14 protein-coding genes are annotated in these 13925 nt (G+C 46.7%); 5 read left to right on the top strand and 9 right to left on the bottom strand.

All coding sequences use genetic code 11. The annotated features are described in order from the left end of the window. Positions 1–120: 120 nt before the first annotated feature. From DLM76_RS02770 to DLM76_RS02755, 4 genes are all read left to right on the top strand, one after another. Positions 121–828 (top strand): alpha/beta hydrolase, encoded by a 708-nt coding sequence (locus DLM76_RS02770; RefSeq protein ID WP_118955065.1) that lies wholly within the window; start codon positions 121–123, stop codon positions 826–828. Continuing rightward, positions 825–1499, top strand: coding sequence for a hypothetical protein (locus DLM76_RS02765; RefSeq protein ID WP_118955066.1), 675 nt, complete (start codon positions 825–827; stop codon positions 1497–1499). The genes DLM76_RS02770 and DLM76_RS02765 overlap by 4 nt, the downstream gene beginning before the upstream one ends. Positions 1500–1665: 166 nt before the next feature. Then, positions 1666–2094 carry an FxLYD domain-containing protein gene (locus tag DLM76_RS02760; RefSeq protein ID WP_118955067.1) on the top strand — a complete coding sequence of 143 codons (429 nt, stop codon included), beginning with the start codon at positions 1666–1668 and terminating at the stop codon, positions 2092–2094. A 23-nt stretch (positions 2095–2117) separates the two neighbouring features. Further along, positions 2118–2927 carry a prohibitin family protein gene (locus DLM76_RS02755; protein ID WP_118955068.1) on the top strand — a complete coding sequence of 270 codons (810 nt, stop codon included), beginning with the start codon at positions 2118–2120 and terminating at the stop codon, positions 2925–2927. 51 nt (positions 2928–2978) lie between these two features. Here the strand turns inward: DLM76_RS02755 and DLM76_RS02750 are convergent, their stop codons facing one another. The 6 genes from DLM76_RS02750 to DLM76_RS02725 all read right to left on the bottom strand — a co-directional run bounded on the left by DLM76_RS02750 (position 2979) and on the right by DLM76_RS02725 (position 8132). Then, a complete protein-coding gene (locus tag DLM76_RS02750; RefSeq protein WP_118964287.1) occupies positions 2979–5204 on the bottom strand; it encodes a WGR domain-containing protein in 2226 nt (741 codons plus the stop codon). A gap of 175 nt (positions 5205–5379) precedes the next feature. Continuing rightward, complete coding sequence (locus DLM76_RS02745) at positions 5380–6096, bottom strand: phosphate signaling complex PhoU family protein (RefSeq protein ID WP_118955070.1); 717 nt, start codon at positions 6094–6096, stop codon at positions 5380–5382. Between the two features lie 58 nt (positions 6097–6154). Beyond that, complete coding sequence (locus tag DLM76_RS02740; RefSeq protein ID WP_118955071.1) at positions 6155–6586, bottom strand: PRC-barrel domain-containing protein; 432 nt, start codon at positions 6584–6586, stop codon at positions 6155–6157. After that, positions 6570–7019, bottom strand: coding sequence for a hypothetical protein (locus DLM76_RS02735; RefSeq protein ID WP_118964286.1), 450 nt, complete (start codon positions 7017–7019; stop codon positions 6570–6572). Before DLM76_RS02735 ends, DLM76_RS02740 begins: the two co-directional genes overlap by 17 nt. Before the next feature lie 70 nt (positions 7020–7089). Next, entirely contained in the window at positions 7090–7512 is a 423-nt protein-coding gene (locus DLM76_RS02730; protein ID WP_118955197.1) for an MAPEG family protein, read from the bottom strand. 71 nt (positions 7513–7583) lie between these two features. Continuing rightward, a complete protein-coding gene (locus tag DLM76_RS02725) occupies positions 7584–8132 on the bottom strand; it encodes a hypothetical protein (RefSeq protein WP_118964285.1) in 549 nt (182 codons plus the stop codon). 184 nt (positions 8133–8316) lie between these two features. Between DLM76_RS02725 and DLM76_RS02720 the strand changes: the two genes are divergently transcribed. Next, on the top strand, positions 8317–9528 hold the full coding sequence (locus DLM76_RS02720; protein WP_241548164.1) for a WD40/YVTN/BNR-like repeat-containing protein: 1212 nt from the start codon (positions 8317–8319) through the stop codon (positions 9526–9528). A gap of 65 nt (positions 9529–9593) precedes the next feature. Here the strand turns inward: DLM76_RS02720 and DLM76_RS02715 are convergent, their stop codons facing one another. Genes DLM76_RS02715 through DLM76_RS02705 form a run of 3 tightly spaced genes read right to left on the bottom strand, consistent with a single transcriptional unit; the run spans position 9594 to position 13688 of the window. Next, entirely contained in the window at positions 9594–10823 is a 1230-nt protein-coding gene (locus tag DLM76_RS02715; protein WP_118964284.1) for an imelysin family protein, read from the bottom strand. Then, positions 10820–12346 (bottom strand): di-heme oxidoreductase family protein, encoded by a 1527-nt coding sequence (locus tag DLM76_RS02710; protein WP_118955075.1) that lies wholly within the window; start codon positions 12344–12346, stop codon positions 10820–10822. Before DLM76_RS02710 ends, DLM76_RS02715 begins: the two co-directional genes overlap by 4 nt. A gap of 40 nt (positions 12347–12386) precedes the next feature. Next, positions 12387–13688 carry an imelysin family protein gene (locus tag DLM76_RS02705; protein ID WP_118964283.1) on the bottom strand — a complete coding sequence of 434 codons (1302 nt, stop codon included), beginning with the start codon at positions 13686–13688 and terminating at the stop codon, positions 12387–12389. Positions 13689–13925: the final 237 nt, after the last annotated feature.

The raw sequence follows: 13925 nt of genomic DNA, 5'->3' as shown, positions 1-13925 counted from the left end.
CGCGGGAGAAATAGAATTGCCAAGTAAAAACTTTCTCTCGAATTTCCTTTGCCTTTTCAAATCGCAACGGTAGACTCGTTAGATGAACATTCTTTCATTTCGTTTTTGGAGAATTTAGACATGCAATCTTCTTACAATCGTCCTTTGGAAATGGTAGGTCCGATCGAAGCCGTTCACTTACCCGGTAATCCGGACGCTTACACGGTGATCTTGTTTCACGGTTACGGAGCGAACGCGTACGACCTTTCTCCTCTCAGCGCGTACTTGGATCTTCCCGACGGAACGAATTGGTTGTTCCCCAACGGCGTGTTGGAGATTCCCGTGATGCCCGGTTACAACGGAAGGGCTTGGTTTCCGATCGACATGGAAGCTTTACAACGAGCGATGATGACCGGAGGGTATCGCGATTTTTCGGATCGTTATCCTGCAGGCTTGGAAAGCGCTCGCGAGAAGGCCGTCGAGATGATCCGCAGTTTAGGAGTCTCGATGGACAAGGTGATCCTCGGAGGTTTCAGTCAAGGCGCGATGCTTGCGACGGATATCGCGCTTCATTCCGAAATTTCTCCGGCGGGTTTGCTGATTCTTTCGGGAACGTTGATCAGCGAAACGGATTGGAAACGGCTCGCAGAAAAGAAGAAGGACTATAAGTTCTTTCAAAGTCACGGAAGAATGGATCCGGTCCTCGGTTATCCCGCCGCAAAAAAACTCGAACAACTGTTAATCGGAGCCGGATGGAAAGGGGAAATGATCGCTTTTCCGGGTGGACACGAAATTCCCGAGATCGTACTTAGGGGTATGAACCTGTATCTCAGGAACATCACCGGATGACGAAACTCGTAGAGAAATACATCGCTTTAAAAAATAAATATCGGAATTACGATACGAAAGAAGCCCTCAAACGAATGCAGGCCTTTCGCATCGCTCTGAAAGAACTCGAAGACAAGGGCTTTCATACGGGCGTGGAAATCCTGGGATCGATCAATTTCGGAATCGTGGAAACCGCTTCCGATATCGATTGTATTCTGCTTCATTTTTGCGATCTTCATAAAGAAACGGAATGTCCGGAATATTGTCCCAACTTTCTCTACGAAACCGAAGAAATCAAAGCCTCTCTTTGCAAACGTCTGAAAGACGATCACCTCAAAGTGGAATTCCTGGATTGTATCAATCTAAGAATGGTGGAAAAGGCGATGGAGCAGAAGGACACGTTGAAGGACAGCGATCTTCTCAAACGCCTGATGTTCTACAGAACGATCGGAAGACCGGTCAATCGTCCTTTGTTTATACCGTATTGCGAAAAGCTGGAAGAAAACGAAGAATACATCCAAGACATTTTGGATTGGGGTTCGGAAGCGCTCGCGGATTATCTGAGAACTTCCCGTCATCGATTTTCGTTCAGCAAATACAACGAACGAATCGAGAGTTCGGGCCTTCAACTTCCGCCCGGACTCAAGGAAGAATTGAAAAGTTATCTCGACGAGGTTCCGGAAACCGGATGAGAATCGGACCCTCCGTTCGCATGATGGGTCTAACGGAAGAATGTATGTTTCCGAATGTTGACGTTTTTGCGTCGTATGTTCGGAAAACTTCGAAATTATCGGAAACGATTCGGAATACGGTTTCCGTTTTTTGAATTGAATGATACGCTTTTAAGTCGAGTTTCTTATGAATCATCCACCCGATCACTCCGCTTTATCCGGCAAAAAAACTTTCATCCAAAATTCTCGGCGAATCCTCCTCGACATTTTTTCGCGTCTCATCCTTCTTCTTGTAATGGTTCCGGTTCTTCTCTGGAGCAAGCCGCAGGGAGAATTCACCTTGGATGGAAAATTCAAATATTATAACGTCGGCTTACAGGATCAGTTCACTTATCTGGAGATCATCGGACAAATCGAAAACCTTTCCGGTAAGGATTATTCCGAAGCGTTCTTTACGGTAAACATTTACGATAAGGAAGACAATCTTTTGGAATCCTGTCAGTTTGCGGTCCAGGGTTTGCCCGCCGGTCACAAACGGGATTTTTACGCGAGCGCCAAGTTCGTGGATATGAAGCTGATCAAACGTTTTACGATCGAATTCGAAGGCAGTAACTAAAAAAGGGATATAAGAGTTTACTTATGAACAAGAATAGATTTTTTCTCGCGTTGCTTTTGGTTTTCACTTTAAACTGCGGTTCCACCGTTCATCCGGGCCAGATCGGATTATTCTGGAAACCGTTCGGAATGTCGGACGTGGGACTTAGCAAGGATCCGGTGTTGAACGGATTTTATTGGCTTCTTCCCTGGAACGATATTTATACTTATTCCACACAGTGGGATTCTCACAAGGAGAAGGTCGACGTTTTGACGAACGACGACTTAAAGATCGACGTGCAAGCGGTGATCATTCTCCGTCCTATTCGGGAGGAAATCTATCAGCTTCACATCGAGGTCGGACCGGAATATTATAGAAGCATTGTGCAGCCCGAATTTCGAGCTTCGATACGAAACGTGGTCTCCCACCACCAGATGATTCAAATCTCCAAGAACAGCGCGGTTTTAGCGAGAGACATCAAAACCGCAGTGATCGAAAGAACCAAAGGAAAACATATCGAAGTGTTCGACGTGATTTTGGACGATATCGAATATTCTCCGAACATGCTTCTTGCGATCGAGGCGAAACTGACCAAACAGCAGGAACTCGAACAGCAGAAATACGAACTCGAGATCGCGGAAAAGAATATCGAGATCGCCAAGAAAAAAGCGAGAGCCGATGCGGAAGCGCAATTGATCCGCGCGGAAGCACAGGCGAAATCACAGGCTATCATCAACGATAAACTGACGACCAAATATCTTCAGTATAAATCTTTCGAAAGTCCGAATTCTAAATTGATATTCGTTCCGCAAGGAAAAGACAATCTTCCGATCGTTGTCAATCCGAAGGAGTAGTCGTTTCGGAAATCTCCGACGGACGCGGTTCCCTGTTTGATCTTGCGATTTTTAGTGTAAGGCAACCAAAGAATGGAACTCTGCGTCGTCTTTGAAGTTGTCGAAGTCGCTGTCCTGGAAATCCTTTTTGGGTTTTCCTAAGCTGAGCGCCAATTTCGTATAACGCAGAAGGTTGTCCTTATTCTTCTCCAGAGAATTCAAACACGCGAGATTGAATGCGAGTCTCGCGTCTTGAATGTCCGAAGGCAAAAGATCCTCCAGCAAAGGAAGATATTTCCCTCCGCCGTATTTCGCGATAAAGACGATGATGTCGCCGGAAAAGTATTCGGCCGTGTTGTACGAAGTTCCGGTTTCGTTTCCCTTCAAGGTGGAATTGCGGCTGATTCCGAGAGTCTGATAGATTTCGTTGTAACAATGAAGAACCCATCCCGCGAGATCAGGTTTGTTTTCGCGTAAAAAGCGGTTCAATGCGGCGGAACTCATCTGCATCCCGAGGTTCATCAAAGTCATTTCCTCATCGTCGCTGGAGGCTTTGTCCTTATATTCAAGAATCTTGTTGAATTCCCTTTGATACCGTTCCTTGTTTTCTTGAAAGTTCGCCGCGAGCCGATCGATGCTTTTTTCGATCGTGCTTTTCCAAACCCAAGGATAATCTTCCAGAACGTCGCCGGTGATATCGTCGAGAATCTCCTGTTCGCTTTCCGAAATTTCCTTGGCCGGCTTTCCTTTTTCATCCGCGGAAAAAAGACTTTTGATGAACTCGCTTTTGATTTCCTTTTCGGAAGAATGATAAGCGACTTCCGCTTCTTCGTCGTGATAATGCGAATAAGCGACGTATACGCCTTTTTCGTCGCGGGGAAGTTTTTGGAACTCTTCTCCGTTTACGACCGAGATCAGATTTTCGACCGAAAGATACGCTAAGATGTCGCGGGTGATCGCGTAGTCGTCCTCTAAGATTCCGATGACTTCGTCTCCGTTCAATTCTTCGATAAAGGTCGTTCCTAAAATGGTCTTATAGAAGGAAGTGAAGTCTAAAATGTATTCGATTTCATTCGCGCCTTCCGACATCGCATCGTCGTAATCGGTACCGGCGTGCCAATCGAAACCTAGAAAGATGATTTCTCCCGCGTCGTCCCAATAGGTATCGATGACGAGAACGTTTTTTTTGACGGATTTCTGGAGAGACTTGACCCAATCGGAAATCGTATTATGAATTGCGAATGAAAGGGAATGCCAATCATACTCTAACAAGCGTTTGGCGATGATCGGGTGATTTTCCGAAAGTTCCACGGCTTTATTCGCCATAAACTCTTGAAACTTTTTCGTGAGAACCGGTCCGCCGGATAGGGGCAGATCCTTTCCGGGATCGTATCCTTGAATGTCCAAGATCCAGGAGGCGATCTCCCTCAGAATAAAACCGCCCATTCCAAAATGAACGTCTTCCCCTTCCATCTCGCAGGATCCATGATCGACGGTTGCGATTGCGGGTTCGCCGAATTTATTTTTGATGAATGGATGAAAGACGTACCAATTTTGGCTTTCGTCGAATGCTCCGAAACTCTGAACGTCTCCGAAATCTTTTCCCACTATGACCAACGGATTGATCCACCAGTCGTCTCCTTCTTCCAAGATTTCTTCTTCCCAGCCTCCGCCACCGATGACGCGCGCAGGTCTGTTTTCTCCGTAAGCGTCCACGCCCTCTACGCATAAACTTGCAAAGTCGTCGTTGTCATAGTGAAAGCCGACTCCGTTGAAGTTGGAAACGAACTTCGCTAAAGAATACGGAACGGAAGAATGAATATTACCGAGATACGGAGCGTTCCATCGGATATGAACGGAGGTTTCCTCGTCGTGATGCCAAGGAAGAGTGAAGACGAACTGATCGTTCTCGATGTAGACTTGATCGATCTTGGAAATGATTCGATCGAGCAGTTCTTTGCATTCTTCCGTTTCCGCAAGAATCTGAAAATGGGAACGGAGCGCTTCTTTCGGTTCGGAAGCGTTTACGATGGACTTCCAGGTTTCGAGATAATTCGATTTTCCGGTCAGAGTTTTAAAGGAAGGAATTTGATCCGATTCTTTGAATCCGAGTTTCGTTTTTTGATCGATGAGTTTTTGAAATTCTTTCAGACATTGATCTCTTGTATCGAAATTGCGAATGGAACGTTTTCCCACAAAGCCGGTTTTGCCGGAGGAAAGAATCAAAGCAAGACCGGAAATTTCGATTTGCCAAAAGACTTCGGAGCCGTTTTCCGAATGGAGAAAGTGTTTTTTCATGCTAGAACCAAATTCTTTTTATGATAAGAGTGACTGAAACAGTATAACTCATTCGCTTGAAAATGCCTTAGCAGGTTATATTCTGAAATGAAGTGAATTATATTTCCAGAATATTCTCAGAGTAAATATAGAATCACAGGTTGCCGAACGCGTTGCCGTTTGTGATTGCAAACGATCAGCTTGCGGTTTTTGCGATCGCCTGCACCGGATCGGAAACGTGTCGAATGTCCATGCCTGTGTTGAGACGAACCAACTCTTCCGCAATGTTGACGGCGTAGTCTCCGGTTCGTTCCAAACATAGAATCAGTCGATAAACGTCCGCAAATTGATTCTTATCCAGTCTTGGGTCCATTACGAACTTTAAGAACGCGGATTGACAGAGATTGTTGATCTCTTCTTCCACGGAATGAACGCTTCCGTAAAAGCGGTTTTTTTCCTCAACCAAGGATTCCACGGCCATTCCTACGATCGTAATGACTCTGGATAAGAGCTTATTGAGAATCTCCTCGTCACAGAAGAAACGTTTCGGGATCAGACCTCTTCGAAAACATTTGGCGCAGTTAACGATCTGATCTCCCATTCTTTCCAAGTTTCTCGTGATCCGAATTGCGGAGAGAGCGAAGCGAAGAGGGTCCCGTTTTAAAACGACTTCTCCGTCCACTTGATCCATTCCCATGGAATTGCGGTTTGCAACGGCTTCCAAGATCGCGTTCTGGGAAAGGTTGTCGTTTTGTTTTTCGAGGTTGTCGATCAGGTCGTCCCGGTCGATTAGCTTTCTTGCAAGTTCTCCGTCGTCTTGTTCCAATGCGTCGTCCAGTAGCAACACCTGTTCCAGACATAGCTCGGCCATGCTGTAGAGGTTTTTACGAAGGAAGTCGAACTTGGAGGACATAAGGACTCGTGAACAAAAAAATTAAGTAAAAAGAATCGTTCTTAAGAAATCGCTTTGGTCAAGAAGATTTTCTTTTGAGCAAAATCTTGTCTCCGATTTCCTGAATCTTGGATGCGGGGATCTTGTTCCGTTCTTTGGAAAGCGGATTGAGGGAAGTTTTTACGATGATGAATTCGAGTTTTCCGTTTTTGGAAATCACTTCTTCCACGATTCCGTTTTCGGAGCCGTCGCTGTTCAACACTTTGAGTCCTTTGTATTTTTCGAACGGGATCGTATTGAGTAGAATCGCGTCCACACCGAGGGTTTTGACGTAATCGATTCCGATGAATAGATCCGGTTTCATAAAACCCTGATCGATCGTAATCCCGGTGATCTTTTTTTCCGCACGATCGATATGTAGTTTGATGACGACTCCGAGGACTTGGCCTTCCGGATCGAGGGCTTCCTTTCCGAGAATATCGTCCGAAGTGATGTTATCTTCGTTTTGCATGATCTTTTTTTAATATGATATTCTTAACCGAGGTTTCGATATCTTCGGGATAGAATTCCGTTTTGGGAGAGAACGGAAATTTCCGAACCCAGAATCGGATCAGTTTTACCGTTCCCGGGGCCACTTGAACGGAAGAAACCGAGCCGAGAAAGCGCGCGTTCTTGTCGTAGACTCGTTTTCCCAAAAGATTGCTCGGCGGATCGATCTTGAGCAGAAGTCTTTCTTTGGAATCGGATTTGAGATGTTCCCGGGAAAAGTAGACTCTGCGAAAACCCTTGAGTACTATGATGCCGGAAAGATTTCCGGAGAGAAAACGAAAGTCGATCAGTCTTCCCGAGTTTTCTCCCGATTTTGAAATTACGTTTCTTCCGAGACAGGCCCAAAAACTTTTCGAGTCCTTGAGCTCCTTCTCCTTGTCCGCAAATACGATCATTGATTCCAGAATTTTAGGGAATTCTAAAGAATCCAATTCTTTTTGCGTTGGTTTAAAGCGACATCGCGTTTCAGACGGCTCCGGACTTATGGAGAATCTGCCAGAGCAGACAAGCGAAACTTCCGTATTGTACGATAAACCCCGTAAAACGCACGTTGACCGCAAGCACGGAACCCGAGCTGATATGTGCGAGCGTTTGAACGATTCTCGCTCCTAAAACGATTTGACTGACGAGTATGAACGTTGCATCGATCACGCCCGCAAAGGCTCCGATCAAAACCAGAACTCCGAATAAGGGTAGGTTTTCGATACAATTCACGTGAGCCCGATTGAGTCTCCAATAGAAATCGCTTCCGTGTTGGATTCCCGAAGGGAACTCGTTCGATTTTTTTTCTCCCATTAAGACCTTAATCGATCGTATGCTTACGACCCAAATTCCGAGGATCAGCGTCCAAGCGACAAAACCCAATAATGCGATGACTGCAGGATTCATTCCATTCTCCATTGATTGTTTTTCCGGTGAATGGAATCAGTTCGCGTTCGGAAGGCAAGCCGATTTTCGGTTTAGCGTTTCCCGATTTTATTTAAGATTTCCTCTTTTTTGTCCGCGGATTCGATTCCGCCGATCGCGCTCATTTCGAATTCTCCGGTGCGATGGAAAACGCTTAAGAATAGTATAAAATTCTGATTTTCCGGATTGGGTTCCTCCGAAAGAGAGGATCGATAGGCGGGATAAATCGGAGACTTGGAAAGTCCGATTCCGTAATAGAGGATATGAAGTTCCAAGGAATCTTCGTAGTTTGCAGGAAGGACTTCGATCGTTTTCGTTTCCACGTTTCCTTTATACGTTTCCAAAACCTCGTAACGATAGATTCTCCTTTCAAAATCGGGGATCTTGTTTTTCGGTTTGGTTTGGATTCCGCGTTCCTTCAACAGACGGGAATCGATTTTGACCTTTCGCACGGAATAGGGAGGATCGGAGGCGCGAACCAAAACGATATGCGAAGAACTGCGGATCAAGTCGTCAAGGTCGATCGTTTCGTAGTGAACTTGGCTCATACAAAGAAAAGGCAACAGGAGATAGATTAGAATTTTAGAAAGAATCCGTTTCATATCGATCCGTCCGCCGTATATTCGAAAGTCTTAAATCTGATTTTGCATAAAAGTCCTTATTTTAAAAGAAAAATATGGCTTGAAACCCTCCTTTTCTGATATTATTGTTAAGCGAAGTTCTGTCGATTTAGATGGAATCTTTTTTACGCTTTTTCGAAAAGGGCTGAAAAGGAAGGATTTGAAAATGGATCGTTTGCAACCGAAGTCCGCTTCTCGCACGAAATTCTATCTGATTCTTTTGTGCGGTTTTATGCTGTTCGCTACGGGTTGTAAAAAAGAAGACGCGATCAATGAAACGCAATTCTTGATGATGACTTGGTGCGCTCAAACCGCGTACACTCCGCCCAAACCGGTTACCGCGAACGAAATCAAATTATTCCCCTCCGGTTCGATTGTCGCCGCGTATAACCGATCCGCTTCCTACGAAACCAACTCCAAGGAAGAAGTCACGCTCGCATTCAGCAGGGACGGAATCAATTTTTCGAACCGAACTCCCGCTTCTCCGCTTAAGGGCGGTTATACGTTCGGTTATTCGTTTCAATCCGAAGCTTTCATGTATGCGACAAACGGTGAAACCGTGACGTATAAAACTTCGGATTCGGGAGAGAGTTGGTCTCCGATGAAATTCGAACCTTCGTATTTCGGTCCGATTTATTTAGGTCCGAAATTGACCGGATATTATCGAGCTGTTTTGTTTGCGGATTCTTTGAACGGACTTAGAAGAGGATATTTATACACCGCGAGTTACGGCTCGGAGTATTTTCTGGATCGGACCGCGGACGGCGGAGAATCCTGGACTCGGTATTCGATCGGCCAACAAACTTCCATCTACGATCTTGTAATGCTTTCCGCTTCGGAGATCGTATATACCGCTTCGAATTCGGGTTCGACGATCGGCGTATATCGTTCGACCAACGGCGGCGCGAATTTTAATGCGACAAACGCCCCCACTTCGTACCGATCCAGACTTTTCTTTTTGGATTCTTTGAATGGTTGGGTCGCCGCCGCGAATTCTTTGGGAAAAACGACGGACGGGGGAGCCGCTTGGGCGACGGTGGCGCATAACTTGACCGGCGGAAGTTTTTTCAAAGTAAAGTTCTTAACCGCAAACGACGGTTACGCTCTCTACGGCTTGGATTATTCTCTCACGAAATTGTATAAAACGGTCGACGGGGGCGCGAATTGGACTTTGATTTCTCTACCGTTCGCTTCCAACGGAATCGAAGGGACGTTCGACGCGGTTACCGGAAAAATCGCAGTTTCTCATCAAAACAAAGTATACGTTTCCACGAATGAGTTTGCCGCATACTCCACCCTTGATCCCGGGCTTACGAAACATTCATACGCGTATTCGAACGCGGTCGGGAATTTGGCTTGTATGCCGTATTCGTTTTAAGAGAACGGAATATTCCAAATTTTGAATTTATTCCGGATTCGTATCTTGGAATCCGGTTGCGAGTTTTAGTCCCCGTCCGAGTTTGACGGTAGGGCGTTCGCGCCTAAGATTCCGATGATTTCGGTCGCCGTCGTCGTTCTTAGGTCGCGGAATCGCTGGTAGATTTCCGTATTCACAAAACTTAAATTTCCCGTAAGATCGGCTTTGAGCGTCGCGGACGCGTTGATTCGACCTTGAATGGCGGTTTTCAAAGTTGCGATCTTCGTTTTTACGCGGGCATCCAATGCGCTGCTTTGAAATTGAACGAGATAGCTGAGAGATCTCGCGTCATTGTCGCTCGTGTTTCCGTAATATACCAGTTCGAAACCTTCCACGGAAGAAAGTAAATCCTGATAGGAAGTGTCGCTGTAGATCGATTCCAGTTTTGCGGGAAATTGGGTCGTGCCTGCCAATGTCAACCCTGCGGGAACTCCCACCCGAACGTCTTGATTCACGTATTCCAATTGAACGATTCCGTTGATAAACGAATCGACCGCATCTTTGATTCCGCCGAACGATCCGGTTCCCGTGGCTAATTCTCCCGCAAAGTTTCCCGAAGCCGTGTTCCAAGAATTATAAAGACGTTGCGCATCCAATTGAATGACGCTTGCGAGAGATACGATGTATGCCCTTCTTCCCGCGCTTCCCGTGTTCGCTGCGTTGATGTTCGCGATCGTATCCGTCGCGTCGTGAACTCCGTCCCCGTTATCAAAGATGAAGTATTCCAATGCCGCAAATCCTTTTCTTGTCAACGGATACGAATCCACCGTGCTTGTGTTAGGACTTCCGGTTGCGGCCGTATTGAGATCGGTTGCCACGGGACGGCTGTTTTCACCCAAGATATAACCGTCCAATCGATGAAAGTAATTAGATGCAAGATAAGAACGGTTGATATAAAAGATCTCGCTTTGTTTGAAGATTCTTCGCGCGGCAAGCCATTTGGTTTGCAAATCGACAAGTGTCGTCGCGTCCTGCGTTGTTTGATACGCGGTCGCGCTCGTCTTCAGCTGATTTGTCGCAACCAAAAGTTTGCTGAATTGAGGCACCGCGACCTGATTGGCCGTATAGTTGAGAAATTCTCCCGTGCTGGCGTTTGCAAATAAGGCGATCAGCAAAGTTTCCGTTCCCGTGATTTTGCCCAGGTCTTCGCAACGGATTCCGGGAAGAACGATCGATAAAGAAAGAACAAGAATCTTGATCTTTCGGACGAGTTTGATTCTTGTCTCGGAAATATCAGTATATTCTAAAATTCTCATAAAGACTCCAGGAACAGAATTAGTTTGTCCCTATCCGATTTCGGAAGATTGACGAATTTGTTTCTGGAGCTTAGCGCTTCTCCCCCGTGCCAGAGAATCGCTTCCTTGTGACCTCGGGCGCGTCCGTCGTGCAGAAGATTGTTGTGCCCGTTGACTTTCTGAATGAGTCCCGTTCCCCATAGAGGAGGGGTTCTCCATTCGGTTCCGGTCGCTTCGAAATCTTCGCGGTTGTCCGCTAAGTCCGTTCCCATATCATGAAGCAGAAGATCCGTATACGGTTTGATATGCTGGAAGGAGATTTCGGGGAACCCTTCCACGTATCCTGTGAGGATGTAAGGTTTATGACAAGAGTTGCATCCGATCTCGGAAAAAATCTGTTTTCCTCGCACGACATCGGTGTGAGTCCAGTTTCTTCTTCCGGGAACGCTTACGAGTTTCGTATAAAGAGTCACGAGATTCGCAGTTCTTGTGGAAATTTCCGTTCCTTCCGGAGTTCCGTTGTTGCCGGGCGTGGACGTCGCACAGTCCGTCTGCGTCGCCGCGCAGTTTTGGCTCGGAAAGAGGGGACTCGTAATTCCTATATCTCCCAAGAACGCTCCTTGGTTTTGTTGAAAGAGATTCGGTTCGTTCGCTTTCCATCCGAATCTTCCGAGGGTTTTTTTCTGCAGTTTCGCGTCCCAGACAATATTCGGTTTTCCTGATATACCGTCTCCGTCCGAATCGTTTTCATCCGCAAAAGAACGGATCGTAGATTCGGGGATCGCTTCCAAAAGTCCGAGTCCGGGAATCATCGGAGAAGTTCGCGGGGATTGATTTACGACGGGAGGAGTTCCGAAGTTCCAAGCAGAAATCGTGAACGTTGGTCTTCTTAGAGAATACGCTTCTCCATCCGGAAAGGTTCCGGGCTCTTCTGCGAACGTTACCGTCGTGGTCGCTTCACCCGATACTGCGGGAGGACCCGCGACTCCGCGATCGTTGATCTGCAAACCGTAATTATCGAGTCCGACCGGACCGCCGGTGATCGGATCTTTTCCGTTTTTACTGACTCGGACAAGCATCGTATTGAACGAACTGCTTCCGCTTGCGGGGGGAGTTCCTCTTCCGTCTTTCACGTGACAACCGTTGCAGGAAGTGCTGTTGAATACAGGGCCGAGTCCGTCGGATGCGGAGTTCCCGCCTTGGACCCAAATACGATTGAAGAAGGAATTTCCTCCTTGAAAATCGATGTTCCCTCCGTCGCGGAGATTCGCCGCGGCAAGATCGAATGCGTTCACGCTGGAATCGAAGGTGGTGGTTAAGCCGCCTGAGTATTGTTCACCCGGATCGGCGTTCTGAAGATAAAGAAGAATCGCCGCCGCCGTCTCCAGATCGTGATTCTTTTTTTTCTCGTCGAAGATTCCGTTGTTACACTGCGCGAATAAACCGAATAGGATTCCGATCAGGAATCCTATTCTTATTTTAGAAACGATTGAAACCGGAAAGAAAGAGGGTTCTTCCTTTCTTATTAAATTTTTGTTTTTCATAACCATTCATCATCTTTATATTTTAATTTTTCGGCTTTGTTTAGATGGAGAAGTCCGTAATCGAAACTCCGACCGAGCTTGCGGCGGATGTGATCGTTTTTTTCAGAGTGTCTCCGATCAATTTCTGAGTATTGAAAAGAATGTTGTACTCGGAATCCGTGTTTTTAATGATCTGATCGTAACGTCCCGTCATCGACCCGGAAGGACAAGAAGTCGTGTAATTTGGATCAGCGCTTTGTTCCGCAAGATTGATGCAGAATGCGTCTCTGGACGAAGTGACCTGCGCCGTGATCGGAGGAGCGGTTAAAGTTCCAAACAAGCTGCTGAGTCCCGGTCCTCTGGAAACCACGGCGCCTTTTTTCAGTTCATAAGAACCGTTCCATACGTTCAACACACCTTGAGCATCGTAGTAGAAGTCGGCTTTCGTAGTATCGCTGAAGCAGGAATGTTCTTCTTCTTGTTCTCCGCCGAAGGTTCCGGTGAGTCTTTCTCCTCCCCATTCTCCCGCGATGAATTTACCGAGTCCTTGAAAGATTTTCGTTACGGCCGCATCAGGATTGGATTTTAACGCCGTCGAGTATGCCGTTCCGCTCGAGTATTGATCCCGAATGAGTTTTAACTGCAAAACAAGAGCGTCTGTGATCGCTTTCAAGTATGCTTTTCTTCTCGGACCGCTTCCTGTATTGTTGAAATCGGACACGGCTCTTTGTCCCGCGATTTGGTTGATTCCTCCGTTGGAAGTGTCCGCACCCCAAAGAAGATATTCGATTGCATGCCAACCGACAGTGATCGCCTTCTCATCATTGCCTTCGGTTGTTCCAGCTGAGTTTCCGTTTGCGGCTAAGATATTGGCGTAAGTCGTTCCGCCGGCTCCGGCGACGTAATTATCGATTGCGCTTTCGTCTAACGGCCATGCGTTGATCAAACCTTCGCACTCGTTCGCTCCCGATCCGTCTACGGCGTCGCCGCAGCCTATGACATCCGAGTTATCGATCGGGCCGGAAGAAAAACGAAACGCTTCCGTCACTAAGTAGGAAGCTCTCGCTTTGACGAAAAGATTCTTTAAATTCGTGTGATCGGCGGCGGTGGGAGTCGTCGTTGCTGCGAAAGTCGCGATTGCGGTTTGAAGAGTTACCGCGTCTTTATAACTCTGATCGTAGGATTCGTATCCGAGCTGAAGGTAACGATCGACGACCTGCGCTTTGTTTGCGGTCGGAACGGCGCCTAACGCGATTACTCCCGCTAACATCGTGGTATCGTTGGATTTATCTTCGGGCTTGCAATTCGAGAAAAGAATCGCAGCCGCAATGCATAAAAGAGAAACGAGTTTTTTTAGGTTCATTGGATTTTCCTGAATGTCTTTGAAAAAAGGTCCCGGAAGAGGGCGTATCGCCCGCAACCGGGGAATTTTCGATGAACTGGTTGTTATGATATTGATACTAATTCTCAATATCATTAAAGTCGTCAACTGAAAATTCTGGGTTGGGTTGAATTTGCGGGAACTCCCGCGAAAAATTCCGGATCGGGAGGAGTTCCCACATGTCTTCCGGGAAAATCCCGGCTGGAAAGGGAGAATTCT

It is taken from the genome of Leptospira yasudae, assembly GCF_003545925.1.
Lineage (GTDB): Bacteria > Spirochaetota > Leptospiria > Leptospirales > Leptospiraceae > Leptospira > Leptospira yasudae.
This window is presented reverse-complemented; position numbering and strand designations above follow the sequence as displayed.